The organism is Coleofasciculaceae cyanobacterium (assembly GCA_036703275.1).
Taxonomy (GTDB): Bacteria; Cyanobacteriota; Cyanobacteriia; order Cyanobacteriales; family Xenococcaceae; genus Waterburya.
Genome location: DATNPK010000089.1, coordinates 158,702 through 184,255 on the forward strand (window position 1 = coordinate 158,702; position 25,554 = coordinate 184,255).

Below are 25,554 nucleotides of genomic sequence, written 5' to 3' on the forward strand. Positions count from 1 at the left end.
ATTTGAAATCACTTTAACTCAATTATCAAGTTATCTTTTCTTTAGTTGTGTGATTAATCTCACTAAAGATGTACAGATTAGCTACAATTAGGAAGCATCACTAAATAAATTATTAATTTGCTTTTAATAGTAATAACAATGCCAAAACATCTAACAATAAGCGAAGCGCAAAAAGAATTACCATAATTATCAGAACAATTGACCGACCAGCCAGCAATTACAACCAAAGGTGGTAAACCCGTCATGATTGCTTTTGAATTAGAATAATTAACATCATTAATTGAAACAATTGAAATAATTACTGATAAAGAATTTATGAGAAATTTAAAACAAGGTATTAAAGAAGCACAATTAGAAGAAACTATTAGCTTAGATGATTTAAAAGCTGAGTTTAATCGTCAATAATCTAGGATCGAGAATATCAAATCAAATTGACGAAACAAGCGCGCAAGCTTTTTAATAAGATTAAAGACCGTAAAGAACAAGAAATACTATTAGTAAGATTAGAAAAACTAAAATACAACCCCGATAAATAATAAGCAATGATCGTGTTACATACTTTACTCATCTGTAGCAAACATTTAAGCATTTCATATTAGACAAAATAATAATTAGATAGTCGTTATTTTTTTGTCAACAAAGCTGCCACTGTATTAATTAATTGCTGTGGTTGAACGGGTTTACCGAGGTAATCTGTTGCCCCCAAACGTTTAGCTTTTTGCTGGTGGCGATCGCCCGTACGAGATGTTGCCATTACAATTGGCGTATTTTTAAAGGCGGGTTGTGCGCGGACTTTTTCTAGTAGTTCAAATCCATTTAATCTGGGCATTTCAACATCAGAAAGTATTAAATCGATTCGCCCTTGATATTGTTCTATTAGATCTAGAGCTTCCTGTCCATCACGGCACACAAGTACTTGATAACCTGCGGCAGTTAATACTTTATCTAGCATTCTTCTGGTAGCAACGGAATCTTCCGCAATTAGTATAGTAGAAACTGTATTGGCGATCGTCACCGTCCTATTTTTGACTGATGTTGAGGAGATTGCACCTTTAGCAATTCCTTGAGGCAAAATTACTGGAATCACCTCTCCCGTACCTAATACGGTACACCCCACAATATAGGTTGGTACGGGAACAGTTTCATCAAAAGGTTTAATAATTAATTTTTCTTCTCCCGCGATCGCATCAACTAAAATTGCCAGGGGTTCAAAAGCAGTTTCCAAGACAATAGCCACTTTGCCTTGACTTAATTGCAGCGGTTTTCTGGGACAGGGAAATAGATTAGATGCAGAAGCCAGAAGTATAGTCTGTTCTTTCCAGTTAATATATTCTTTACTTTGATTGGTAAAGTATAGTTCTTGATAGGGTAATATTTCCAGAATACTGGTGTGAGGAATAGCCAGCAGCCTGTTTTGTAACTGAACTAATAAAAGCGATTGCAAACTAAGATTTAAAGGCAAGCTAATCGTAAAGGTTGTACCCCGACCAACATCGGTCGTGACGTATAGTTGACCCCGCAGTTGGCTAATTAAGTTAAGCACAATATCCAATCCCATTCCTCGACCAGAAATATCACTAACTTTGGCAGCGGTAGAGAAGTCTGGTTCAAAAATCCAGTTGACAATTTCTTCGGGTCTATAATCTTTGATTGATTTGGTAGGAGGACAAATTCCTCTTTCTACCGCCCGATGGTAAACTTTCTCAGGATCGATCCCACCTCCATCATCTCGGATCGCAATGACTAGCTGATTGTTTTGTAACTGCGCTTTTAAAGTAATGGTTGCCGTTTCTGATTTATTAGCAGCGATACGGTCATACTTAGATTCAATCCCATGATCGAAAGCATTATTGAGTAAATGAGTTAAAGGAGTTTGGAGTTGTTCGAGCAATATTTGGTCAACTAGGGTATTTTTACCCTCAATTTCTAAATTCACTGGTTTATCAAAACGCTGACCTAAACCACGAATTTGCGGAATGAATCGTTTAGCTAAAACATCGAAGGGAACTAAGCGCGAATCAGTAACTTGCGCATAAAGGATATCCAGATTTTTCTCAGTTTGCTCTAAATCTCCAGCTAATTCTCGATCCACAAAGTCAATATCGGTACGAGTTTCTTGGATCTGTAACATTAATTCTTGGAAAGACTGCAAACTGGTGTGCAGGTCTGTATAACGATCCATTTCCAAAGCATCAAAATCATCGTCTTCGTCTGAATTGATTGATAACTTGTTGATTGAATTAACAGCAAGCTGATTATATAAATCTTGGATCTGTTCACGAATCGGTTCAAACTGGCGTGTTAGCGATCGCAAACGATGATTAGCCTGATTTAAAGTCTGTTGTTGGCGACTGATGCGGGATTGACTCAGAATTAATTCTTCAACATGATTGGTCATTCCCTCTAGCTTTTCTAGGGATATTCTGACCTGATTGCTACCAGCGGGCTTTTGAGATTCTACTACCTTGGCGACTATTTGATCTTCAGATAAAGCAGGGGGTGCAAACATTACTGTAGATAGTGCAGCATCATCTGCTTCTTCGGGAAAATCAAAAAATCCCTCGTCAGGAGCTTCTACCAGTTCATCTAACTCGTTATCCACCCGATCGATAGCTTCGACCTCTAAATCTGTAAAGTTGGCTAAATAATAATTACGCCGTTGGCGAATTTCGCCGACTAATTCCTGTACCGTTAATAAAGCTTCTAAAGGGTCGCATTCAGCCAAAATAGCTTCAATCGGCGCGATCGCCGAACTTAACCAGGGTAATTCTAAAGTTTCGCTCAAAAAGATACATTCGTCAGCAAAGCCTGCTATGGCTTCGTTAATTACCGCTTCTGGGGTATCCATGCCTAAATCGGCGATCGCCTGACACATCGCCTCGAGATCCTGGTTTAGGGTGTTAGTCACTAAATCACGATCTATTTCTGGCTGCGGTTCGACGTTGGCTACAAGTTCTAAATTATCCAGATACTGCCCAATCTCAGTCCGTAAATAGCTGATAATTTCTTTGGTCACTAGCAGTGATTCACCTGTGTCTGTTGTCTCCAGCACCTCAACTATCGGGTCAACAGCTTTTCCTAACCAAACCAGGTCCAAAGTTTCTGCTAAAAAAGTGCATTCATCGACAAAACCTGAGAGTAAAGACTGAACTACTGCTGCTGGAGCATCTATTTCCAGTTCTTCGATAACAACAAAGCTATTTTCTAATTCTTCCGTGAGAGTGCTGCGAATCAAATCGTGATTATCACCGCCAAATTCTGAGTCTGAGAACTCTTTTGCAGAACTTGAGCCGACTAAAGATTCTAGAGCAATCATTAATTCAGGATTAGCGATCGCATCATCGACGGTGCGCGCCTGACTGATAATATATCCTACCTCATCGATACTTTTCTCAACTAAAGCCCAAGCTAGTTCTATTTCTCCAATTTGCGATTGCTGTAGTCCCACCAGCACATCTTCGAGTTTATGAGCTAAATATTGCAAACTAGTTAATGATGCCAAACCAGCACCGCCTTTAAGCGAGTGTGCAGCCCGCAATAGAGCAGTAAAGTCGGGATTGGCGCGGTCATGAAAGCCTGAGTTGAGCATCTGAAGGTACTCTGGAGCATCTTCATTTAAAAAACATTGGCGCGCTTCAGCGGTAATAGCAGCGAGAATTACAGGATCTAACTGGGAACTCATTTTTTATAAGATTTTTTCTATCTAAATAGTTAATAAATAGTTATTAATGCTATGAGGCAAGACAGTGCGCCAAATTAAATCGCCAAGTTGCTGCCATGGTTATGAACCTAGTCTTAAAGCTTAAATTGCGAAATTGAAGACTGGAGGTTTTCCGCCTCAGATACTAAAGTTCGCAGAGACTGCACCACGTTTTGCGCTTCAGTAGAGTTAGTTCTTGCCAAAGTAGCAATGCCGCTAATTTTCTGGTTAACTTCTTGAGAGGTGTTAGTTTGGTCAATAGTACTAGTAGAAATATACTTAAGATACTCATCAATTTGTTTACTGGTTTGTGCCAAACTTCGCAGATTCAGTTTAGTCATACGAACTAGCTCACTGCCGTTAACTACTTCTGAAGTACTGGTTTCCATTCCTTGCAGCACCGAAGTTGTATCCTGCTGAATTGTATCGACTAACTCTTGAATGTCTTTAGTTGCTTCGGTGATTCGATCCGCCAAACGACGTACCTCTTCGGCAACAATTCTAAATCCTTCACCATGTTCTCCTGCCCGTGCTGCCTCAACCGAAGCGTTGAAGGCGAGTAAGTTGGTTTTTTCCGAAATACCCGAAATAATCTCGACAATTTGGGCGATTTCTTGGGAAGATTCGGCTAGCTGCTTTACTTTTTTTGAGGTGTTGGCAACAGTATCGCGAATTTTTTCAATACTATTTACCGTAGCATCCATAGCTAAATCTCCTTCCCTAGCTTGAATCGAACCGTTACGAGCGATTTTAGCTGCTTCTTGAGCATAGTTGGCTACGGTTTCGACGGACTGATTAATTTCATCAATACTGCTAAGAGCCTGGTTAATTTCTGCTGTTTGACTGATAGCCGATTCCGAAAGCTGACGTACCGAGTCCTCCCCTGCCAAAGATAACTGACCTACTTCGGCAGAAACCGCCTGTACCTCTTGTAGTAGTCCTCGCAGTTTACCCATAGTTGCATTAAAAGCATCGGCGATCGACCCTACTGCACCATCGGTCATTTGGGCTCTGACGGTCAAGTCTCCTTTTTGCGCGCCTTCTACGTCCAACAGCAAACTCATTACTCCTTGCTGAAGCAGCTCTTTTTCTCGACGCTGCTGTTTTGTCTCTGCTTCTTGGGTATATAGCAAGCCTTCGATTTGTCCTGCCATTTTATTAATATTGCGACCTAAATCTGCTAGCTCATCCTTTCCTGAGATCGATACGCGGGTTTTTAAATCTCCTTGACCCAATTTTTCGATTGCATCTCCTACCTGCATAATTGGTCGAACTAACCGATTAGCCGATAGATAACCAATCCCTGCGGTCACAACAGTTACTGCTGTTGCAGATAAAGCTAAAGTCCAAGCTAAATTTTGTGCCGTATCTATATTCTCGTTTTCAAAAGTTGTCTGCGTAGTTAATTGATTGACTAATGAGTATGCTGTAGCACCAACAAAAATTGTCGGAAATATGCTGAGCGCGATTATGAGAAACGGAACTTTGAATTTTAAACTAAAACTGTGCCACGATCTTGTTTGAGAATTAGACAAACTTACCTGAGACTGTTGAACGCTCGAAGACGATAACTCCTGCAAACTAGCTAAAGCCTGTTGAGCCACATCAGCGTAGTTACCACCACGATCTAACTCTAAAATTTCTTGATATAAAGCGATCGCCGCTTCTGCTTCTCCCGCATTTTCTAAGGCGTTTGCCTCAACGATCTTACTGACAAGATCATTAGTGTGATCGGACATAGACTTGGATTCCTAGTAATTCAATATATACAATTTAATTTAGGCTGATACCAGAATTGATTCTTGATGTAGCCGATTCAGTAAGGCAGCAGAATCAATGACATAAGTAGTTTGCAATTCGGTTTTGACAAGGGCACAACAGCACTCACGCAGCATTGGAGAAACGTTATCTCGATCTGTTAGGGGCTTCAGACAAGATGGCTCAACCGCCAAAATTCCCTTCAATTGTTGGGTTACTATGGCTACTTTCTTTTGATTATCTGACTGCTGATTTTTGAGAATTACCGCCGTGAGTTTTTGTGGTTGCCTGTTGTTCTTAATGTTTAAATTAAAAAAGCGATCGCTATCTAAGATCCACAGCAAAGAACCTTTAAAATTAACTACTCCATACCAAAAGTTAGCTACCCCTGGCACAGTACAAATATTTTTAACTTCAAATTGGGCTACTGTTCCCATATCTGCCAAAGAAAGCCCTACGTCAACCTCGGTTGATAATGCAATGGTAAAGTATTCTTGATTCATAAGATTAGAGCAAAACTTAATCTAGCTGACAAACTGAGTCACCTTATCTACCAAGTTTTGAGGAACATAAGGCTTAGTGATATACTCATTTCCTCCCTGGCGAATTGCCCAAAAGCGATCGAATTCTTCGGCCTTGGAACTACAGAAAAGAATCGGAATATTCTGCCAGTCGGAATGTTCTCTAATTTTGCGACATAAATCTAATCCGCTTTCTCCTGGCATGACAATGTCCAATAAGATCAAGTTGGGCGCAGGATGGTTATTAAGCCATTTCCAAGCTGATTCGGCATCTTCGGCAACCGCAACATCAAACCCAGCATGAGTTAATAAAGCTGAACTCATCTGTCTTTCTGCATGGGTGTCTTCAACAATAAGTACAGTTTTCATAATAATTAATTACTTTTTCCAATTATCTTCAAAACAAATAATTTGGCTATCACTATAATTCCCCAAAATTCGCTTAAACTACCATTACAGCAATACTTGTTGCTTAATTAACAGTTGCCGCCGATTTTTCTAATGCTTTGGTCAGGGTAATTAACTTATTAGGGTCACAAGGTTTAGTTAGATAGTCTGTCGCGCCAACTATTTTGGCTCTAACTCGGTCGATCATGCCATCTCTTCCTGTAAGCATCACAATCGGAATTTCTTTGAATTTTTGTGATTTTCTTAATAGACTACAGAGATCGTAGCCGTTGAGATTAGGCATATTGATGTCCAGAAAAATCACCGCCGGTTGATGTTGCGATAGTTTTTTTAAGGCTAGAGTGGGATCTAAAATACTCAAGACTCTATAGCCACCTGCTTCTAACGTCATTCTTAGCTGTTTTTGAACTGTTTTGCTATCATCAACACAGACGATTAAAGCTGATGAATTATCACTCTTAGACTCAGATGATTGAAGCAAATCAGACTTTGTTTGGCTAGAAGTTAAATTACTTTTTTTAGTCTGACTTTTCTGCTGGAGTTCTTCTAGAGTCAGTTCTTTGAAAGGGAAGAGGTCAATTAAACCTTCAGCTATAGATTGTTTGAGATATTTTGCCAAAAAATAGGTATCAGCGTTAGCTTTAGTCGCTATTTGGTACAGGCAACTTTTGGCAACAAATAAGCTAACAAAGGATGAAAGTTTATGTGTTTTGGCGATCGGCTCTAGTTCTGGATTAGCGTACTTGGGTTGCCAAATTTTATAAAACTTGAGCGCATTTTTCTGCTCTAAATATAAACGACAAAAGCAAGAAGGAAGATAAGATCTAATTTGTTGCCAAGCCTTAATTTGCTCTTCTAATTTAGCGACCAACTGTTCTAAGCTAAAGCTAATTATTGATTTTTTAATTCGTCTGGCGGGGATTAAATTAATTTTAGTTTGTTCGATACTTAAAACATTGCCTAATGCTTCTCTGGTAAATCGAAACAAATGTTTTTTAATCTCTAGATTAGATAACTGTTTGTTAGCCAAAGCTTGACATAGCTGGACATATTCTGAGGTTTCTTTTTTGTCTAGCTGAGGACACTGCGAACCCAAGTTAAATTTCTGCCAGAGGTAGTTTAAGCGTACCTGTTGACCTATGGAACTATTAATATACTGTATTTTTCCTTCCAGCAAGTAAACATTCCAACTAACAGAAGCATCTTGCGGTTCTTCAATTTCAATACAGCCAGACCAAGCTTCGTTAGATTTTACTTTAAGAACCTGTAAGGGATTCTGAAAATTATTGTTCATGATGTTGCTGAAATTTCCTGGAGAAATAAGCCAAAAATAGGGCGAAGTTTATTCCACGAGTAAAAATACGGCGATCTTCCTTTCTCGCGTCAAAAAAAACTTCATCAGAAAGTAGAATACAACTGACTCAAAATAAGCATATTTGTCGTACTGTTTTTATTGTTCCCAAAAACTTTACTGAAATTCAGGTTCTGATTATTTATATTTCAGATAAGAGATAGATAATTATGGGTTTAATCATTGCTGGCGATCGCTCTGGAGTAGGCAAAACAACCGTTACCCTAGCCATACTGGCTTATCTGACAGCACAAAGCGATCGCGTACAGTCATTCAAAGTGGGGCCAGATTACATCGATCCCATGTTTCATCGTGCTGTAACAGGTTTACCCTGTCGCAACTTAGATCCTGTACTAACTTCCCCAAGCTATGTCCAAGAGTGTTTTAATCGTCACGCACAAGGTGCTGACTGGGTAGTAATCGAAGGTGTAATGGGATTATTTGACGGTATTAGCAACCCCAATAAATCAGAATCTTTAAATGACTATGGCAGCACTGCTCATATTGCCAGAATATTAGATTTACCCGTAGTGTTAGTTTTAGACTGTTCTAGCTTATCGACTTCGATCGCTGCGATCGCCTATGGTTATACCAACATAGATCCTCAAGTAAATATTGCCGGGGTAATTTTAAATAAGGTGGCAAGCGATCGTCATTTAGAGCTATTAGAAACGGCATTAGCTAGTATTAAAATGCCAATTGTAGGAGTTTTAAGACGCGACGCGGCAGTAACTATCCCAGATCGCCATTTAGGTTTAGTTCCCTTCGCCGAACTTCCTAGTATTAGTGGTATTTTTGCCCAATTAGCCGATTTAGCTAAAACATCATTTAATTGGGATAAACTTGGTTCTCTTCTGGGTCAATCATCACCCAGTCACTTACTCACCCAGTCACTTACTCACCAATCAAAATCGCAGTAGCTCAAGATCGAGCCTTTAATTTTTATTACCAAGACAATCTAGATATCTTGACTGAACTAGGTGCAGAACTTATATTTTGGAGTCCGCTTCAAGATCACAATCTCCCCGATGAGATCCAAGGACTATACTTTGGTGGTGGTTTTCCCGAAGTATTTGCTCAACAGTTAGCTGACAACAAAAACGTTTTAAAACAGCTTAAACAGATTATTCAAGCTGGCATTCCTACTTATGCTGAATGTGGTGGCTTAATGTATCTCTGCAAACAGCTAATAGATTTTAAGCAACAAAGTTGGTCGATGGTAGGAGTTATTCCCAGCAATGTGACTATGCAAGCAAAATTAACTTTAGGCTATCGACAAGCGATCGCGCTACAGGATAGTTCTTTAATTTCAGCACAACAAATAGTTCAAGGACACGAGTTTCATCGCTCTAAATTAATCACACATCCAGAACATCCTCAATGGCAGCTACAGGGCTTTCATCAGTCTAGTCCTCAATTAACAGAAGGCTGGAATATCAATCGACTACACGCTTCCTATCTCCATATCCACTGGGGGGGCGCAAAATATCTGGCTCAAAGATTTATTCAAAGTTGCCGAAATTTTCCAATTTAGTTATATTGATTGGAGATACATAGTTATCAAATTAGCCATTTAGGGATACAGGAGGTGATGCCCATGACAGAATATAGTAGTAACATGGGTCTCCTAGTTGATGATAGCCAGCTGTGTGCTGGGGCTGTTCTTTAAGCAGTCGCATCTTGAACTTCTTCGGAAGTAACTAGGTAGACATTGTTGGAGTTCCTTCCAGCAGTTAGGTTTCGACTAAGAGACCCTCTAGACCGCCCTCATGAGTAATAACCATTGCAGCTTTGCTGTTTACCGTTATGGACTTGTGGGGGCGGATAGTTTTTGAGCAAATATATATTTCTGGTTTATTTCGGCAATCTCTACAGGAAATAAAGCTGAGAATTATAAACTATTAACAAATTGCTCGCTCGAGCAGTCAATAAGCAAGCAAAATAAATAATACCGATTACTTTTGCGTCCTATGAAAATTGCGAAAAACGTTACCGAACTGGTAGGCAGAACTCCTTTAGTACAGCTCAATCGTATTCCCCAAGCAGAAGGATGTATGGCAAAAATAATAGTAAAATTAGAAGGAATGAATCCTGCTGCCTCTGTTAAAGACCGCATTGGGGTAAATATGATTAACGCAGCCGAAGCCGAAGGGACAATTACCCCTGGTAAAACAATTTTAGTTGAACCAACATCAGGTAATACAGGAATTGCGCTGGCAATGGCAGCAGCAGCCAAAGGTTACAAGCTGATTTTAACTATGCCCGAAACCATGAATAAAGAACGACGGCTGATGTTAAAAGCTTATGGCGCACAGTTAGAACTGACTCCTGGCAGCGAGGGAATGGCAGGATGTATCAGGAAGGCACAGGAAATTAGCGAAAATGTACCCGATGCCTATATGTTACAGCAGTTTAATAACCCTGCTAATCCAGAAATTCATAAAAGCACTACCGCTGAAGAAGTTTGGGCAGATACTGATGGCAAGGTAGACATAATTGTGGCGGGAGTTGGTACAGGAGGCACAATTACAGGTTTAGCAGAAGTCCTCAAAAGATACAAGCCAGAATTAAAAGCGATCGCGGTTGAACCAATCGGCAGCCCGATCTTGTCAGGAGGACAACCAGGTTCTCATAAAATTCTGGGAATTGGTGCAGGCTTTGTCCCAGAAGTATTAAAAATAGATCTAATTGATGAAGTGATTACTGTTACCGATGATGAGGCGATCGATTTTGGTCGTCGCTTAGCCCGAGAAGAAGGCTTGTTATCAGGTATTTCGACTGGTGCAGCTCTTGCAGCAGCAGTCAAGGTGGCACAAAAACCAGAGAATAAAGATAAGCTAATTGTGATGATTCAGCCCAGCTTTGGTGAACGTTATCTTAGTACACCATTGTTTGCCGATCTCGAACAGCCTGTCTTTAATTAAGCTAAAAGCTATCAGCTATTAGTTTTGCTCACCCACTTTATCATAATTAGTCCTCTAGCAAATTAAACTAAAAATGATCCAAAGCCGTGAATCATTATCAAGTTCTTCAAGTTAATCTAAAAGCCACTCAACAAGAGATTAAACAGTCATACCGACGTTTGGCAAAGCAATTTCATCCAGACAGCCAAAACGAAGTTCAAAACTCTGACAAGATTATTGCCATAAATGCTGCTTATGAAGTTTTGGGCAACAGCAACAGCAGACGCTTATATGACCGACAACAACAGCTTGGTCAAGCCAGTGATAGTGATTTCTTGATCAGACGACAGGCAAGAAATGCTGCTGCTCATAGACAATATCAACAGCAACGCGCTTATACTACACCAGAAGTAAGTTATCAACAGTGGTTACAAGAGGTTTATTTTCCGATTCATCGTCTAACAAACGAAATTCTCGATCCCTTAGAAATAGAGATAGACCGTTTGTCTGCCGATCCATTTGATGATAGTTTAATGGAAAATTTTGAAGCGTATTTAGATAGCTGCGAAGATTATTGGCAACAGGCGCAACAGAAGCTAACATCTCAACCAAATCCTGCTCAATTAGCAGGAGTTGCAGCTAATTTGTACTATTGTCTCAATCATATCGGTGATGGTATCAAGGAATTAAAGTGGTTTACCTTAAACTACAACGATCGCTATCTCCATACGGGACAAGAGATATTTAGAATTGCCGAACAGCTACACGATCAAGCTCAAGAAAGAGCAATGTCTTTTTTATAATCAGTCAAGATAGTCCCCAATCTCCAATCTGTCGATCCCCACGAAATAGTTTATCCTGATAGAAGAAACGATTTACTTAACTTTACATTTTAAAATATCAGTCCAATATATGGAATGTACTATTCATCGTCGCGCCCAGTTTTCTGCGAGTCATCGCTACTGGTTGCCAGAATTAGACGACGCAGAAAACAAACGCCTTTTTGGTGCTTGTAGTCGTTTTCCAGGACACGGACATAATTATTTGCTGTATGTATCCTTGGCTGGTGATTTGGATCAATATGGCATGGTAGAAAATCTATCTGTAGTCAAACAAGTAATTAAACGAGAAGTTACCAGCCAGCTAAACTATTCTTATCTCAACGATACTTGGTCAGAATTTCAGTCAACTTTACCCACCACTGAAAATATTTCTAGAGTAATTTGGCAAAGACTTGCGCCTCATCTACCTTTAGTTAACGTTAGATTATTTGAACATCCCGAACTTTGGACGGATTATAAAGGAAATAATATGGAAGCTAATTTAACAGTCAAAACTCATTTTAGTGCAGCACATCGTTTAGCGATTTCTAGCCTCAGCTTTGAAGAAAACCAAGAGATTTATGGCAAGTGCGCTCGTCCTAATGGTCATGGACACAATTATCATTTAGAAGTTACCGTAGCCGGAGAGATAGATTCTCGCACAGGAATGCTGGTTGATTTGGGCGCACTGCAAAATGCGATCGATGAATACGTTGTTGAACCTTTCGACCATACCTTTTTAAATAAAGATATTCCTTATTTTGCTGAGGTTGTACCTACAGCGGAGAATATTGCGGTTCGGATTGCCGATTTATTGCGATCGCCCATCCAAGAATTAGGTGTAGAGCTTGATAAAGTTAAGCTAATCGAAAGCCCTAATAACTCCTGTGAAATTAATTGCCGTTCTGCTAAAACAACTACCAAAGCAGGAAATCATCAGCCTGCCATGGTTTCCTCATAATACACCGACAAATTAAATCTTCTGGCTGATTTTATCAAAAATTAATCGGGATATCTTATTTTATAGAGGAGAGGATATCCCTTTTTGCTTGAAATATAATTACTTACCTTTGCCGAATTATGACTACTATCAACATAAAGCGAAAATTAAGATTAACGTAGCAGTTTTGCTTAATTAATGTTGGATAATACTCGTAATCTGTTGAAAACTAGAAATATATCCCATTAAAGCGCATAATCTACCATAGGCTGACGACTATACTGTAAAAGCATACTTAAGACTATTAATAGTTACTTGAGTAATCTAATCAACATCAAAAGTGTTTGGTAATATGAGCAAAAGTATAGTCGTTAATAGCGAATCAGAGCAATAGCAGACTAATAATCATTTAAACAATAGGAGAGCCAAAAACATGGAATCTAATACTCCAGAAGTCATTGAAACCCAAGAAACCACAAGTTTTGATAGTGAATCCGCAGGGGCGATCGCCTCTACTCCACCCAAATCACCACCGACAGACAGCGCGGTTCAAGAATATTTGAATACGGGTTCAAGATTTTTAAGTCAAATTTTTGACTATCTCAAAGAGTTTGTCGACAATAATCAAAAATCGCTAGTCAACTTACTGCTAATTTTTCTAGGGATTATTGCAGTTAAGGTAACTTTAGCTATTATCTCAGCGATCAATGATATTCCGCTACTGGCGCCTACTTTTGAGTTAGTAGGTTTGGGCTATACTGGCTGGTTTGTTTATCGCTATTTGTTAACTAAATCTTCTCGTCAAGAATTAGTTCAAGAGTTTGAATCTCTTAAAACTCAGGTTGTGGGTCAAGATTCATCAAAGCTTTAATAGCTTAAATTTTAATTTATAATCGGCGTCCCCAGGAAACTGTTCTGGGGCTTTTTATTTATCCAATAGTCTTAGCTGGTGATTAATTCTACTGTGAACCGTCTGCAATTCTCGAAGGTTGGTTATTTCGGCAGAATCAAAACAAGCCTGAATTCTCCTGAGTGTCTTCTCTAGCTGCTTGGCTAATTGTAAAGCCTGTTCGCTAACCTTATCCATCTGTTGTTGCTCATAAATTTGCAAAGTCCGATTACGTAGAATTTGGATTCTTACTGTTTCTTCCTCTTGAAGCATAAACTCCAAACGAAGTAAGATTCGTTCCTGCTCATAAAATCTTTCTAAGATTACTTTTTTAGGATAGGCAGCTGTAATTTCAGAAAGTCTTGCCATCTTTTTGATTTCGTCAATCAAACAACAGAAGATTGGCAAGGGAATTAACTCGATCTGAGATTGAGACAATTCCTGTTTGTGGGCAATAATGCTACCGCGATCGCTATAGCGAGTTAAGCTAAGATATTCAGTTTGATATTTGAAAGCCTGTTCTAGCAATTTTTGCCACGATAGTTGAGGCATTAAAGTAGGTAAGTAGTTTTCAGATGCTGCGGCTTTTTGAGCCTGATTACCTAAAGTTTCGGCGATTAAATTCGCTATTGGTGCCTCGCCACAGGCAATTTCTGGATCTTCTTGAGATGTTCCTTGAGCTAATAGTTCAGCAGGATTTGCGCCAATGATCGTCGGTTTGTCATCAGAATTACGAGATGCTTTGTGATTGAGAAACTCTGGCGGAATCTCAAAGAGTATTGCTGTTGAATCTGCCTTAGACTTAGAAGCTTTTTGCACAGAATGTGGAGTTAAATCTAAATCTTTGAGAAAGTCTAAGTCTGGAGGTAAATCTGGCAATCCTTGAGAAATCTTAGGCTGAGATGAAGCAAATTCTTCTGGCTGAGAAATAATTGTGGGATCTGAATCGATAGATCTGCTTCTTGGCAAGTTATTTGAATTGACATTACTAGTATTGAAGTCAGTGTCAATCAAAGTTTTGTTTTGATCTGGCTCGGATTTTTGAGGCTGGAGCGAACTTTGAGGATAAATAGATAGTATTATCTGATGAGTTTGAAGATCGATTAATTGAATTTCTAAATTGTATCGAAAGACGTTGGCAATTGAATTGACAAACTTTAATGATTCTTGATTATCGGGATTTAACATACCCAAAACTAAATCCTTGCCGACTAGCTTTAGTGGCAGAACTTGGTAGTACCGACAAGAATCCACGGGAAAAATTTGCTCAATCAGCTGAAAAATTTCTTGATTATTAGCAAGACAATCGGCAAGTGTCGCTGTTTTGAAGTTACCAGAATTAGAACTATTATTCATTTGAGACATCGTGCCTAGCTTAAGAATTTGTTGAGTAATAATATAGATAATCTAGTAGTTGCCGAGCTGACTCTGATTTTGAGCTGCTGTTGATTGATAATTAAAATTCATTAGTTACTCCATCGCCTCGACAATGCCTTTAATTTTAAGTTACCCAAATAAGTCAATAAGATTAGCAAAATTCTGGAGGAATTATTCTGGTTTATTTTCCCGTAGCTAGTAATAGCTATTTATATTTACTATACTTTTGCTCTTTTGTTTCCCATCGTCTCATCGGCGATCGCTTATAGATCTCCTTGGTCCTCAATTTGTTTTAAAATAATCCCTCTAAAGACAGTTAATAAATATTGAGACAAATGACAAATAAATCGCCGATTCCAGTGGTAGTTAATGGTGCTTTGGGTCAAATGGGTAGGGAGGTAATCAAAGCCGTATCTCAAGCAGAAGACATGATGTTAGTTGGCGCGGTAGATCTTAATCCTGAATATATGGGTCAAGATATTGGCGAAATTATTGGTATTGGTGCGCTAGAAGTTCCTGTGCTGAATGATTTACAGAGTGTTTTGGTGTTGGCAACTCAAGAAAAGGTGCAGGGCGTGATGGTAGATTTTACTCATCCTGACAGCGTGTATGAAAACACTCGTAGCGCGATCGCCTATGGAGTTCGTCCAGTAGTGGGTACGACAGGGTTAACCGATGAGCAGCTTCGAGATTTGAGTGATTTTGCTGAAAAAGCTAGTACAGGGACTCTAATTATTCCTAACTTTTCAATTGGCATGGTATTACTCCAGCAGGCAGCGATCGCCGCTACTAAATATTTTGACCACGTAGAAATTATCGAGCTACATCACGATCGCAAAGCTGATGCTCCTAGTGGCACAGCGATAAAAACGGCTCAAATGTTGGCAGAAATGGGTAAATCGTTCAATCGGGCCAAAGTTGTCGCCAAAGAGACTATAACTGGAGCGAGAGGCGGTATGGCAAACAGTAATATTCCCATTCACAGCATTCGCTTACCAGGTTTGATTGCCCATCAAGAGGTGTTATTTGGCGCATCTGGTCAACTCTATACCCTGCGTCATGACACAAGCGATCGCTCTTGCTATATGCCTGGCGTACTGCTTTCAATTCGTAAAGTGACCGAACTAACTTCCTTGGTTTATGGTTTAGAAAAAATAGTTTAGCTATGATGTCGTTGCTGAGTATTTGACGATTAAGACGATCTAGAGTCAGCTTTAGGGAGTTTTGAATCTAGTTTTTAACCTTTTAGATTCGATTAATAATTTTTCATGCTTAAGCCTTTAACCAGGGAAAAAATGGAGCAGTTAATTCCTTTAATTGCTACAGGAAAACAATATAACTACTATTGGGGTAAGTGGTCTGATGTCTTAAATCGACTCTTAATTTCCGTAGTCGGAGTAGTTGTAGTTGTAATTTTGGATGTATTGCTTGGCGATCAAGGAGAAGCTTTAATTCTGCTTGTGGGTGGAATTGCCTCTCTCTACTGGTTGTGGTGTCCCGTTTATCAGGCAAGTCGGCGCAATGCTGCTAATCGTCGTTTCAAGTATGCAGGCTTTTGGCGGGGCAGAGTGCTAGAGGTGTTTCTCACCGAAGAATTAATCGGTGAGGAGGAAACAGTTAATCAACGTGGGGAACTTGTTATTGTTGAAAATCGCGAACGCTGGATTAATCTGATACTGGGGGATGAAACTGGTTTTGAGCTGCAAGTCCAAGCCCCTTTACAACGAATTTATAAAGGAATTAAGCCGGGACAGACTGCGGAATTGTTAGTGTTATCAAATAACTTAGATCTGAGTCAGATTAATAAGATTTCTGATGCCTACATTCCTCAACAAAATATCTGGGTAGGACAATATCCCTATATTCAAAGAGATGTCTTTATTGAGGTAAGTCGCCAACTAGGAGGAATAACTCCTCAAAGAGTAAGTCGCAATCGTAACCGCAATATAAAACGTCGCGATCGCTAAAGGAGGCAACAGGCAAACTATTTTCCCCATTCCCCATTTCCCATTCCCTAGAAGGGCGGTGTAACCTTGACTTCTGTTTTTGCTGTACCTATTGCTCCTTTGGCTTACCTATAATCCATCTTGGCGATATGCTTGCCAGGTTAACCTAATCAAACCATTAAAAATTGCCGCAGCTACGTTAGAACCACCTTTTGAGCTATTGACACAAACATGAGGAATATTAGAGTTTAGCAGTCTTTGTTTGACGGTTGATTCGATAAATATTGGGGGAGTGGCGATCGCTAAACTCGGTTCAATAATTTTATTTTGGAGTAAGTCTACCATCGTAGACATGGCAGCTTCATCTTGACCAATAATAAAAATGCTAGTTGGATGTTTAGCACCTAAGATCTCTAGTCCGCTAGATGCTCTAGTTGCTTTGTTGATAACTTCGGTGCTAGTAGTAGCGCAACAATAAACAGGATTGCCAAAAGTCTGCTGTAGTTTAGGAACAATGCTGACTTGAATCTCGGGTACATCTACTATGATGGGTGTAACTGCTGTTAGCGCTGCTGCACCTTTTGCCAACGCACCATCGGAAAATTTAAGCAGAGATTCATACTCTAAATCTGCTGTATGGTAGATAACCTGACGAATTATTTCGTATTGGGCAGGAGAAATATTTGCTTTGATCTCCTGAATTTGACGATCAATTATTGCCAAAGAAGAAGCCTCTGTAAAATTTAAATTCATCTGTTTTATTTATGATTAATCGATACTTTTGTTGAGAAAGTATTTTAAAGTTAGCTCTATCAAACGCCTAATAAATCAAAGCTATTCCAGAAAACAGCTTAAGGCTGCGATTGGTATAGTTATAGTTCACATATAATTCACATTCAGCAACTCCACAGCTAAAAATTGTCTCAAACCGTGATTTTCTTTTCAAGAAAAAGCTTAATTTAATCAACGAAGAATTAATTATCGTACATTTTAGGCTAATATAGCCGTACAAAATTAGATTAGGACACAAAACGGACATAACGAGCTTTTGAGGTTTCCTCAAAAGACGTGTCCTCAACTATTGGCTCGTAAGTAGAGGTTGCGACCCCGCGTCTATCACGGATGCCGCGAAGGACGCGAAGCTAATCCTTTAGGGCTAGTCCGTGCATGATAAGCTTCGAGACCGAAGGGAATCATGCACGGGCATATCCTTTAGGGCATATCGACGAAAGGCGTTTACCCTCAAAGCTATAAGGGCAAGCATCGCATAGTTTGATGCAAGGGCAGGAGTGCGGTTTAACCGTGAAAGCGCACCTCCCGAAGGGTAAGTACTAATCAAATAAAATTGTCCTAACTTTTATACGTAGTGCTATAAAACGATTAAAGGAGGTTAATGATCGTTAACCAACAAATCGACAGCAAATCAATAAGGTTAAAAATCTGTTAAACATCAATTTTGAAATGCTTTTGCTCTAACTAATTGCCACCAGCAAAACCAGCCAGAGATTAAAAATAAACAACCAGCTACAATTAATCCTGTAAATAGATCGTAGCCAGAGGCAATCGCACCAATCATCGGTGCAACCACAGCAAAACCAAGGCCAAATATTAAACTATTGATGGAAAGAATAGTAGCTCTAACCGATGAAGATATTTGTTGATTGATTGCGTTGAGAATCAAGGGTGAAGATAAACCCCGCACTAGATAAAGACTCATAATAAAAACCATGCCCCAAACCTGGTTGATACTGCCCAGGCAAATATAAGAAATTCCTAAGATTAGTATCAATAGAAAAGTAGCTTTTTTAATACCAAAAATACGCTCTACGCGATGTGCATTTACCGAAGCCACGCTCATACCTAGATGAAAGATTGCCCAAGCCCAACCAAAAGCCTGAATCGGAATATTTAATTGCTTTAAGTAATCTTGTGATAACCAGACAATTAGAAAGCTAGCACTAGAAAAAGTACCGCTTAATAATATCAACCATCTGAGTTTCGGACGATTAAAAACATTAATAATTATGGTTTGTAGCTGTTTTAGCTTCTGAGTTTGGGCAATGGCTTGATGATCTTTTGGCTCAACTAAGGTTAATGCCAAACAAAAATAAATGACTAAACAAACCGTTTGTAAATAAAAAGGATAGACTAAATTAATTGAAGCGATCGCCGCACCGATGATGCCACAAACCGCCTCACTAATTCCAGCGATCGCGACTAATCTTCCTTCCCAAACCTGATAATATTTTTCTCTGCCTAACTGTAATAAAGTATCGTAACCGATCGCCGTATTTGCTCCAGAAATCAAACTTGCTGCCACTCCCGCTAAGACTTCGGCGAGCGCAAATTGATTAAAAGAAGTACCGACACAATAAATTAACCAGCTAACAATCCAAACCCCACTACCAATAACTAGACAGGCTTTTCTCCCCCACAGATCGGCGAGGTATCCTGACGGCACTTCTAGCACCAAAACTGACAGAGATAAAATAGTTTTAAGTAGGACAATTTGCTCTATATCAAGCCCGTAACTTTCATAAAATAAAACAATAGTCGGAATCGGAAACCAAGCAAAAGCTAATCCTCGGAGAATGTATAGCTTGATTAGATTTGAGGCGAGGGATTTTTCCAAGTAATAATTAAAGTAATTAAAGCAGCTGGTTAGTGACTATGGTGCGAGAAAGTAAATTCTTGATTGTCAGATTGCATTTGGTATTTAATTTGTAGCCCGGGAATATTTAATTGCTCGATCAGCTTTTCGACAATTGATTTATCTGTAATTAGCTGCACATATATCTTATTATTCTGCATCGTGATGGGATAATGATGGTTACCCAGAACATGACCTAAGTAGACTAATTCAGCAGTAGAAACACTTAAATCTATAGCAGATAAATCTAATACTAACAACTCTTGTTCTTGCATGTAAATTAATAAGAGTTTACCCGAATTAGTTTTAAAAATGTCTCCCGATCGCAAAGCGAGATCGCGACTTTTAATTATTCCTACCGCCACTCCAGAATCAGTATGAGCATGAATTCTACCTTTATGGCGATCGCTTTCTAGTAGGGTTACTGCTAAACAAGTTTCGATGGTAATTAATTCAGCTAAATCTGAATTATCTTGAATATTTCCGATATATGTTTGAGCTACTTCTGTCATATTTATTATTTAGCAATGTAAGGCAGAGGCGATTGATTAGTTATGGTTCGGATACAATTAAGCGCATAGGTAAAATATTTTTTTAATTCTCTAGTTTTATTGCTTAAAGCGCGAATCAAAATACCGTTGTTTGTGGGTAAAATCGTTGTCGCTACTGCGATATTTTGCTGGTTAATTAATTTTAGATCTTTTAGATGTGTCGTTAATAACTGTAAATCAATATTTGGTAATATGGCGATCGCATTTCCCATAATAGGTAAGGAGGCAAAAATTTGATTATCTTTAAATTTATTTTGCTTACCTGCTAAACGCATCACATCGGTAAACAATAATTTTTCTTGTAAATCTGTAACTCTCAAGCGATTAAAGTAATAGTTAAAATTATAATATTCTCCCTTAGCCAATCTACCAGTCAAGATAATTTCACTTAAGAAAAGCCTTGCTGTCGGGTGAAGCCTAATTACTGTTTCCTGCTCTAAAACTGCATCCGTATAGAGGATAATTGGCTCGGGGACTAATTCTAAACTGGCACCAGCATCAACAGTAATTTGATAATTAACCCTTGCTTTGCTATTAATTTCTGGCATAGGATGTACTTTAGTTGCCGCCTGATCCGTAAGATACAAACTAGTGTTAGATCCAAGCTGCAAAGATAAATCTAATCGATCCCCAGCAAGTAACCCAGGGGAAATATTAATTAAGTAATGATAGGCTCGATTAGAGTTCGCTCCTTCTAAGCGAAAGATTGAAGACAAGCGCAAGGGATAGGTAGTGTATTGATGCTGACAAACTGTTTGAAAGCGATCGCACCGCAGCGACAACTCAAGATTATGTTGATATTTAATACTCTCCATTCTTTACCGCTAGCTTGAAGGCAGACAACGATTCGCCTCTACGTAAAATAAAACCGTTTCCAAAATAAAACTTTTAACTTGTTCTAAACCTTCTTTGGTCTTACAGTTAGTATAGGCAATGGGTTTTTCTTTGCGGTGTTGTGGTGCTTGCTGACGAATCAAATCCAAATTTGCCCCAACATAAGGAGCAAGATCGATTTTATTAATCACAACTAAATCTGCTTGAACAAAACCTGGGCCGTTTTTGCGCGGAATATCATCTCCCGCACCTACATCAATAACAAAGATATAGGAATCAACCAAATCATAGCTAAAGGTAGAAGCCAAATTATCTCCGCCACTTTCGATAAAAATTAAGTCCAGCTGAGGATAAAGTAACTCTAAATCTTTTACCGCTAACAAATTCATCGTCGGATCTTCTCGAATAGCCGTATGAGGACAGCTACCAGTTTCTACTCCAATAATTCTCTCGGGCGAGAGAAATCCTTTGCTTTTCAAACGATCTGCATCTTCAGTAGTTAATAAATCGTTAGTAATTACTGCAACTTCAATACCCTGCTGAGTTAGCATCGGGATTAAGCACTCTAGTAGCGCAGTTTTCCCGCTACCTACAGGGCCTCCTATTCCTAATCTGGCGACATTTTTCATTGAATTTTAAAACGACGATCGTCCCATCATACTTGCCCTTCGACAAGACCATTAAAACCGTAAATTTCTCTGCTTCCGGCGATCGCCACTAAGGTGACTGTCTTCTCGTCTCCTGGCTCAAATCTAACGGCTGTACCTGCGGGAATATCTAGGCGCATCCCTATGGTAGCCTCACGGTTAAACTGTAGTGCCGAATTAACTTCAAAAAAATGAAAATGTGAACCGATCTGGATAGGGCGATCGCCTGTATTAGCGACTTCAACTTCTAGAGTTTCTCGACCAACATTTAATTCAATTGTCCCTGGTTGGGTAATTATCTCACCTGGAATCATAATTTGATTACTGATTACTGAATTGGGTTATGTACCGTGACTAGTTTTGTACCGTCAGGAAAAGTAGCCTCTACCTGTACTTCGTGAATCATTTCGGCAATACCTTCGATTACCTCATTTCGACTGAGTATTGTCGTTCCATAACTCATTAATTCGGCAACAGATCTTCCTTCTCTTGCACCCTCTAAAATAGCAGCAGAAATGTAGGCTACTGCTTCAGGATAATTTAACTTTAGACCTTTATTTTTACGCCGTTCAGCAAGTAATCCTACAGTGAAAATAGTTAACTTATCTCGTTCTTGGGGTGATAGCTGCATTTCTATTTTGTCGCATAATGAACAACTAGGAGTTTAGTTTTATATCCTACAGTTGCAGGCTGTCTCAAGCTCCAAAACCTAAGATTTTGATCATAAATGCTTTAGCTTTAACCTTCGCTTGCCCATACGCGCCTATAGCCCGTCTCATTCAATTATGTGACAGATACTTAACTTAATATTTCTTCCCGAATAACAAACAAATAATAAACATCTTGTCGAAGTCTACAAAACTTAAAGAGATATATAGAGCAATAATTATAGCCATATACATTGATGGCAATTATCTGTTTACTGTCGATAGAATATATAAAAATATAATTACAGCAGCTTTGACACAGCACCAAGCGTAATAACTTTCGCAAATATTGCCCTGGCTGCATCATTTTTTGCGATCGTCAATTAAAGTTATGAACGATGCCATTTACGCCAACGCCGAACTTGATTTTCCTTATTTTTATCCCAACCAGGACGCCGAATTATTAAAACAGTTTGGCTTTATTCCTGGCTTAAAAGAGTTTTTGCTCATCCGTCAGGTACACGCCTTAGAACATGCTACTGTCTGGATGTTAAGCGATACAATTAATTTGACTAAAAGAACCAAGTTATCGACTAGCTATTTATCCGCAGATAACGAAACTATCGGCGGACTGTCCACAGAAAAAGGATTCTATCTTTACGGAGAGATTGACCCGCTTAAACTAAGAAAAGCAGTTAATTTAGCTTTAACTCGTTTACAACAAGGAGAGTGGAATTTAGCACTCCATCCTCGCTGTGGCACAAATTCATCTGTAGCAGCAATACTTACCGCAGGAATGGCGATGACAGCGCATTTTACCCTACCGCGATCGCCCCTACACCAAATTATGGGCGTGGGATTAGCTGCTGTTGCTGCCAACTATCTTGCCCCCGATCTTGGCATCTACGTCCAGAAATACATTACTACGGCAATTCCTTTTAATCTTAAACTGCAAAAAATTACTAAAATAACTGATAAATCAGAAAACTTAGGCTATTTCGTCAGTCTAAACTGGATAACAAACAGTAATTAGCTGTTTAAATGCTGTTTGCTCAAATTCCTGCGTGTCCCAAAGCAATACCTGTAAAGAGCATTCCGAATACTAAAAACGGCTGTGCGCTGGCTTGATACTTCACATCGTTTTCCAAAGGATCGCGGAGAAAATACATATCCTGAAACACAATTTGAGGAAGAACTAACAGAAAAACAATAGTAGCGTAGAGATTCTCATGAATTGCTACTAAATAACCGCTGATTCCAATTTGGAAAACATCGATCGCAATAACACAAATCCAAGCAGCAGTAGTCACGCCAAACATTACAGGGAGGGATTTTAAACCCAAAGCGCGATCGCCTTCTACACTTTTAAAGTCGTTAACAATAGCAATTCCTAACCCAGCACAGCTATAGATTAAGGTTAAAATGGCGATCGTCCAGTTCAAGTCGCCAAACAAAGCATGACCAGTCCACCAAGGTAAGGCGATGTAACTAGAACCCAAAGCATAAGTACCCAACCAACCATTTTGCTTTAGTTTTAACGGCGGTGCAGAGTAAATATATGCTACAAAAGCACCCCCTAACGCAATACACAAAATAGTCGGGAAATCATGACCCACTGCTACGTCCAAAGTATAAGCCAATGCCAACCCTGCAATCAGCAAAACAAAAATCTGGATCTTGACCTGTGGTAGAGAAATTGCCCCAGAAGGTATCGGACGGTAGGGTTCGTTAATCGCGTCAATTTCGCGATCGTACAGTTCGTTGACGGTTTGAGTATAACCAGTCATTAAAGGGCCTGAAAGCAACATACAGGCTGCTGCTAGTAAGACATTTCCCAACGTCCAGGTATAGTTGCCTGAAGAAGCTGCACCACAAATTACACCCCAAATCAGCGGAATCCAGGTAATCGGCTTCATTAACTGCAATCGTATTTTCCAGAGAGAAGTTTCTCCCGATGCTGCACCCTTCATCCCCAGTAGTTGACGGGTTTTAGAATTGCCTGAGTTTTCTGGTTTATCTAAATTATCTGGATTAGTTGTGATATCAGACATGGTGATATTAAACGCTTGGTGTGAATCAGCTTAGTTAATCTTAAACGTTTTTTAGCTTTTAGCTCTTCTTACGAAGTTTGCGACGCGCAGCTAGTCCTTTAGGGCTCAACGGGTCACAGACCCGCAACGCAACTTCGCGCTTAGCTTTTAGCTAAAAATTACCCATAGACAAGAAGGGCGTTTAACTTATTACTCCTGCTTACCTATCCTACCGTTACTTCCAAGTAACCATTAGCAAATTTTGCACCTGTCACAGAATTACCACGCCAAGCAGGAGGCAGGGTAATATTGCGTCTTTGATCTCCAGCCTCAATGGTAATTTCAGGACCATATTGAGTCAGCTTGACATCTTTTTTGTCAAGTCCTGGGAGAAAAACTTTAATTTTGCGCTCTGATATGATGAATTCCGTTGCTTGAGGTATATCGACGCTCTCCACCATAGCAGGTAGTCCATCAACTAGAGGCTGCCAGTTGCTACCGTCGTATTGAGGCAAAGAAATAACTTTCAAAGGAGCAAATTCAGTCGTTATCGAGTCTATAGTCTCTGCTTGAGTGACTAAAACTCCAGCCACACCTAAATTAACTTGTTGGGCGCTGCCCCAGAGATACTTTGCTGTTGCTACTGCTGCGGGGTCTGGAGTAGTTACCAGATAGGCAATAACGTTTCCCTTGCTCAAGGCTGCTGTTCCTTCTTCTAGCATCTGAGTTGCAGGGTTATTAGTATTTCCTTGAATGTCGTTCGCTGTCCATGATGTATTTAGTACCGCACTGGTTATTGGCTGAACAAAAGGAGAAAGAGTTTTCACAATATCAGATTCGGCAAAGATGCCTCGGAAGCGACGGAAATACCAGCTTAATATTTCTGGCATTCCCAACATTCTAAGGGTGTCGATTCCCCCCGTACCATCATAGATAATTACGTCGTATCGATCGCTTTGATAATATTCGCGGATTTTATTGAGAGCTAATGCTCGATCCATTCCTGGCAAAATACCCAACTCTTGACCATATACCTTTTTAAGAATTGGCGATCGCAAGTATTGGGCTTCTAGTTGCTTAACCTGTTCCCAGCTATTTTCTAGTAAGACAGCAGAATTTAATTGCATGGCGGCAAAATTAGCGCTAATCTCTTGCGGTTCAGTAGTAGGAGTTGTTCCTAATGCCATACCAAAAGCAGGACTAGAATCCTGAGCGAGCAAGAGAACTTTTTTGCCTTCTTTAGCTAGCTTTTTAGCAGTTGCGATCGCGCTAATGGTGCGACCCGTACCGCCTTTACCCAAAAAGGTGACGATCGATGACATATTTAAAAATTTAATCGGTTATAGATTTAATTTATTATGACTAGTTTACGGGCTTAATTTCATCTTCAAAAAACCAAGTAGAGCGGCGATCGTCAAATTGAACAACTACGCCAACCCCACTGCCGTCAGTCATTTTATATTCTTTAATAATGCCTACTTTACCTAACGTTCCGGCAACGTTTCTATTTACTCGATCTCTAAGGCGATAAACTTTTACTTTTTGCCCGATTTCCATTGCTGTCAATTTATTCTGAATTAT

Annotated in this window: 25 protein-coding genes; 9 read left to right on the forward strand and 16 right to left on the reverse strand. The window is 39.5% G+C overall.

All coding sequences use genetic code 11. The features are described 5' to 3' along the window. Window positions 1–622: 622 nt before the first annotated feature. The 5 genes from V6C71_17305 to V6C71_17325 all read right to left on the reverse strand — a co-directional run bounded on the left by V6C71_17305 (window position 623) and on the right by V6C71_17325 (window position 7,681). Window positions 623–3,682 carry a response regulator gene (locus V6C71_17305; protein ID HEY9770220.1) on the reverse strand — a complete coding sequence of 1,020 codons (3,060 nt, stop codon included), beginning with the start codon at window positions 3,680–3,682 and terminating at the stop codon, window positions 623–625. A 113-nt stretch (window positions 3,683–3,795) separates the two neighbouring features. Next, window positions 3,796–5,439, reverse strand: coding sequence for a methyl-accepting chemotaxis protein (locus tag V6C71_17310; protein HEY9770221.1), 1,644 nt, complete (start codon window positions 5,437–5,439; stop codon window positions 3,796–3,798). A gap of 39 nt (window positions 5,440–5,478) precedes the next feature. Further along, entirely contained in the window at window positions 5,479–5,961 is a 483-nt protein-coding gene (locus V6C71_17315; protein HEY9770222.1) for a chemotaxis protein CheW, read from the reverse strand. A 21-nt stretch (window positions 5,962–5,982) separates the two neighbouring features. Next, the gene (locus tag V6C71_17320) at window positions 5,983–6,348 is read right to left on the reverse strand and encodes a response regulator (GenBank protein ID HEY9770223.1); all 366 of its coding nucleotides are present in this window, start codon (window positions 6,346–6,348) and stop codon (window positions 5,983–5,985) included. Between the two features lie 103 nt (window positions 6,349–6,451). Then, complete coding sequence (locus tag V6C71_17325; GenBank protein HEY9770224.1) at window positions 6,452–7,681, reverse strand: response regulator; 1,230 nt, start codon at window positions 7,679–7,681, stop codon at window positions 6,452–6,454. Between the two features lie 227 nt (window positions 7,682–7,908). Here V6C71_17325 and V6C71_17330 point away from each other — a divergent pair, with 227 nt between their 5' ends. The 6 genes from V6C71_17330 (at window position 7,909) to V6C71_17355 (ending at window position 13,273) form a co-directional block, all read left to right on the forward strand. Further along, a complete protein-coding gene (locus V6C71_17330) occupies window positions 7,909–8,658 on the forward strand; it encodes a cobyrinate a,c-diamide synthase (protein HEY9770225.1) in 750 nt (249 codons plus the stop codon). A gap of 47 nt (window positions 8,659–8,705) precedes the next feature. After that, window positions 8,706–9,272 (forward strand): hypothetical protein, encoded by a 567-nt coding sequence (locus tag V6C71_17335; GenBank protein ID HEY9770226.1) that lies wholly within the window; start codon window positions 8,706–8,708, stop codon window positions 9,270–9,272. Window positions 9,273–9,708: 436 nt separating this feature from the next. Then, entirely contained in the window at window positions 9,709–10,662 is a 954-nt protein-coding gene (gene cysK / locus V6C71_17340; protein HEY9770227.1) for a cysteine synthase A, read from the forward strand. A gap of 86 nt (window positions 10,663–10,748) precedes the next feature. Further along, window positions 10,749–11,444 carry a J domain-containing protein gene (locus V6C71_17345; GenBank protein HEY9770228.1) on the forward strand — a complete coding sequence of 232 codons (696 nt, stop codon included), beginning with the start codon at window positions 10,749–10,751 and terminating at the stop codon, window positions 11,442–11,444. Window positions 11,445–11,553: 109 nt separating this feature from the next. After that, entirely contained in the window at window positions 11,554–12,423 is an 870-nt protein-coding gene (locus V6C71_17350) for a 6-carboxytetrahydropterin synthase (GenBank protein ID HEY9770229.1), read from the forward strand. A gap of 412 nt (window positions 12,424–12,835) precedes the next feature. After that, complete coding sequence (locus V6C71_17355) at window positions 12,836–13,273, forward strand: CAAD domain-containing protein (GenBank protein HEY9770230.1); 438 nt, start codon at window positions 12,836–12,838, stop codon at window positions 13,271–13,273. A gap of 54 nt (window positions 13,274–13,327) precedes the next feature. Here the strand turns inward: V6C71_17355 and V6C71_17360 are convergent, their stop codons facing one another. Further along, window positions 13,328–14,656 carry a hypothetical protein gene (locus V6C71_17360; GenBank protein HEY9770231.1) on the reverse strand — a complete coding sequence of 443 codons (1,329 nt, stop codon included), beginning with the start codon at window positions 14,654–14,656 and terminating at the stop codon, window positions 13,328–13,330. A 347-nt stretch (window positions 14,657–15,003) separates the two neighbouring features. On the opposite strand from V6C71_17360, the gene dapB reads away from it, so the two are divergent. Together dapB and V6C71_17370 are read left to right on the forward strand one after the other, a co-directional pair. Continuing rightward, the gene (dapB, locus tag V6C71_17365) at window positions 15,004–15,831 is read left to right on the forward strand and encodes a 4-hydroxy-tetrahydrodipicolinate reductase (protein HEY9770232.1); all 828 of its coding nucleotides are present in this window, start codon (window positions 15,004–15,006) and stop codon (window positions 15,829–15,831) included. A gap of 105 nt (window positions 15,832–15,936) precedes the next feature. Beyond that, window positions 15,937–16,635 carry a phosphate ABC transporter permease gene (locus V6C71_17370; protein HEY9770233.1) on the forward strand — a complete coding sequence of 233 codons (699 nt, stop codon included), beginning with the start codon at window positions 15,937–15,939 and terminating at the stop codon, window positions 16,633–16,635. Between the two features lie 108 nt (window positions 16,636–16,743). On the opposite strand, the gene V6C71_17375 is transcribed toward V6C71_17370, so the two are convergent. The 7 genes from V6C71_17375 to ureA form a co-directional block, all read right to left on the reverse strand. After that, the gene (locus tag V6C71_17375; GenBank protein ID HEY9770234.1) at window positions 16,744–17,367 is read right to left on the reverse strand and encodes a precorrin-8X methylmutase; all 624 of its coding nucleotides are present in this window, start codon (window positions 17,365–17,367) and stop codon (window positions 16,744–16,746) included. Between the two features lie 697 nt (window positions 17,368–18,064). Further along, on the reverse strand, window positions 18,065–19,246 hold the full coding sequence (locus V6C71_17380) for an MFS transporter (protein HEY9770235.1): 1,182 nt from the start codon (window positions 19,244–19,246) through the stop codon (window positions 18,065–18,067). A gap of 29 nt (window positions 19,247–19,275) precedes the next feature. Then, a complete protein-coding gene (locus tag V6C71_17385) occupies window positions 19,276–19,776 on the reverse strand; it encodes a hypothetical protein (GenBank protein HEY9770236.1) in 501 nt (166 codons plus the stop codon). 5 nt (window positions 19,777–19,781) lie between these two features. Further along, complete coding sequence (locus tag V6C71_17390) at window positions 19,782–20,630, reverse strand: urease accessory protein UreD (protein ID HEY9770237.1); 849 nt, start codon at window positions 20,628–20,630, stop codon at window positions 19,782–19,784. A gap of 9 nt (window positions 20,631–20,639) precedes the next feature. Next, window positions 20,640–21,278, reverse strand: a complete 639-nt coding sequence (gene ureG / locus V6C71_17395; protein ID HEY9770238.1) for an urease accessory protein UreG — start codon at window positions 21,276–21,278, stop codon at window positions 20,640–20,642. A gap of 26 nt (window positions 21,279–21,304) precedes the next feature. Continuing rightward, window positions 21,305–21,610 (reverse strand): urease subunit beta, encoded by a 306-nt coding sequence (gene ureB, locus V6C71_17400; GenBank protein ID HEY9770239.1) that lies wholly within the window; start codon window positions 21,608–21,610, stop codon window positions 21,305–21,307. A 14-nt stretch (window positions 21,611–21,624) separates the two neighbouring features. Next, window positions 21,625–21,927, reverse strand: coding sequence for an urease subunit gamma (gene ureA / locus V6C71_17405; GenBank protein ID HEY9770240.1), 303 nt, complete (start codon window positions 21,925–21,927; stop codon window positions 21,625–21,627). 407 nt (window positions 21,928–22,334) lie between these two features. On the opposite strand from ureA, the gene V6C71_17410 reads away from it, so the two are divergent. Continuing rightward, the gene (locus tag V6C71_17410) at window positions 22,335–22,976 is read left to right on the forward strand and encodes a DUF6391 domain-containing protein (GenBank protein HEY9770241.1); all 642 of its coding nucleotides are present in this window, start codon (window positions 22,335–22,337) and stop codon (window positions 22,974–22,976) included. Window positions 22,977–22,995: 19 nt separating this feature from the next. Here V6C71_17410 and chlG read toward each other — a convergent pair whose 3' ends face one another. The 3 genes from chlG to V6C71_17425 form a co-directional block, all read right to left on the reverse strand. Then, window positions 22,996–23,994 carry a chlorophyll synthase ChlG gene (gene chlG / locus V6C71_17415; GenBank protein ID HEY9770242.1) on the reverse strand — a complete coding sequence of 333 codons (999 nt, stop codon included), beginning with the start codon at window positions 23,992–23,994 and terminating at the stop codon, window positions 22,996–22,998. A gap of 203 nt (window positions 23,995–24,197) precedes the next feature. Beyond that, window positions 24,198–25,295 carry an ArsA family ATPase gene (locus tag V6C71_17420; GenBank protein ID HEY9770243.1) on the reverse strand — a complete coding sequence of 366 codons (1,098 nt, stop codon included), beginning with the start codon at window positions 25,293–25,295 and terminating at the stop codon, window positions 24,198–24,200. Window positions 25,296–25,335: 40 nt separating this feature from the next. Continuing rightward, entirely contained in the window at window positions 25,336–25,530 is a 195-nt protein-coding gene (locus V6C71_17425; protein HEY9770244.1) for a DUF2862 domain-containing protein, read from the reverse strand. Window positions 25,531–25,554 lie beyond the last annotated feature (24 nt).

Excerpts from the sequence above, each read along its gene's own strand:
- ureB (HEY9770239.1), bottom strand. The coding sequence starts at position 21,610 with ATGATTCCAGGTGAGATAATTACCCAACCAGGGACAATTGAATTAAAT.
- ureG (HEY9770238.1), bottom strand. The coding sequence starts at position 21,278 with ATGAAAAATGTCGCCAGATTAGGAATAGGAGGCCCTGTAGGTAGCGGG.
- V6C71_17420 (HEY9770243.1), bottom strand. The coding sequence starts at position 25,295 with ATGTCATCGATCGTCACCTTTTTGGGTAAAGGCGGTACGGGTCGCACC.
- V6C71_17370 (HEY9770233.1), top strand. The coding sequence starts at position 15,937 with ATGCTTAAGCCTTTAACCAGGGAAAAAATGGAGCAGTTAATTCCTTTA.
- V6C71_17410 (HEY9770241.1), top strand. The coding sequence starts at position 22,335 with ATGAACGATGCCATTTACGCCAACGCCGAACTTGATTTTCCTTATTTT.
- V6C71_17375 (HEY9770234.1), bottom strand. The coding sequence starts at position 17,367 with ATGAATTTAAATTTTACAGAGGCTTCTTCTTTGGCAATAATTGATCGT.
- V6C71_17355 (HEY9770230.1), top strand. The coding sequence starts at position 12,836 with ATGGAATCTAATACTCCAGAAGTCATTGAAACCCAAGAAACCACAAGT.
- V6C71_17385 (HEY9770236.1), bottom strand. The coding sequence starts at position 19,776 with ATGACAGAAGTAGCTCAAACATATATCGGAAATATTCAAGATAATTCA.
- V6C71_17360 (HEY9770231.1), bottom strand. The coding sequence starts at position 14,656 with ATGTCTCAAATGAATAATAGTTCTAATTCTGGTAACTTCAAAACAGCG.
- dapB (HEY9770232.1), top strand. The coding sequence starts at position 15,004 with ATGACAAATAAATCGCCGATTCCAGTGGTAGTTAATGGTGCTTTGGGT.
- V6C71_17390 (HEY9770237.1), bottom strand. The coding sequence starts at position 20,630 with ATGGAGAGTATTAAATATCAACATAATCTTGAGTTGTCGCTGCGGTGC.
- cysK (HEY9770227.1), top strand. The coding sequence starts at position 9,709 with ATGAAAATTGCGAAAAACGTTACCGAACTGGTAGGCAGAACTCCTTTA.
- ureA (HEY9770240.1), bottom strand. The coding sequence starts at position 21,927 with ATGCAGCTATCACCCCAAGAACGAGATAAGTTAACTATTTTCACTGTA.
- V6C71_17305 (HEY9770220.1), bottom strand. The coding sequence starts at position 3,682 with ATGAGTTCCCAGTTAGATCCTGTAATTCTCGCTGCTATTACCGCTGAA.
- V6C71_17320 (HEY9770223.1), bottom strand. The coding sequence starts at position 6,348 with ATGAAAACTGTACTTATTGTTGAAGACACCCATGCAGAAAGACAGATG.
- V6C71_17325 (HEY9770224.1), bottom strand. The coding sequence starts at position 7,681 with ATGAACAATAATTTTCAGAATCCCTTACAGGTTCTTAAAGTAAAATCT.
- V6C71_17330 (HEY9770225.1), top strand. The coding sequence starts at position 7,909 with ATGGGTTTAATCATTGCTGGCGATCGCTCTGGAGTAGGCAAAACAACC.
- chlG (HEY9770242.1), bottom strand. The coding sequence starts at position 23,994 with ATGTCTGATATCACAACTAATCCAGATAATTTAGATAAACCAGAAAAC.
- V6C71_17315 (HEY9770222.1), bottom strand. The coding sequence starts at position 5,961 with ATGAATCAAGAATACTTTACCATTGCATTATCAACCGAGGTTGACGTA.
- V6C71_17350 (HEY9770229.1), top strand. The coding sequence starts at position 11,554 with ATGGAATGTACTATTCATCGTCGCGCCCAGTTTTCTGCGAGTCATCGC.
- V6C71_17425 (HEY9770244.1), bottom strand. The coding sequence starts at position 25,530 with ATGGAAATCGGGCAAAAAGTAAAAGTTTATCGCCTTAGAGATCGAGTA.
- V6C71_17310 (HEY9770221.1), bottom strand. The coding sequence starts at position 5,439 with ATGTCCGATCACACTAATGATCTTGTCAGTAAGATCGTTGAGGCAAAC.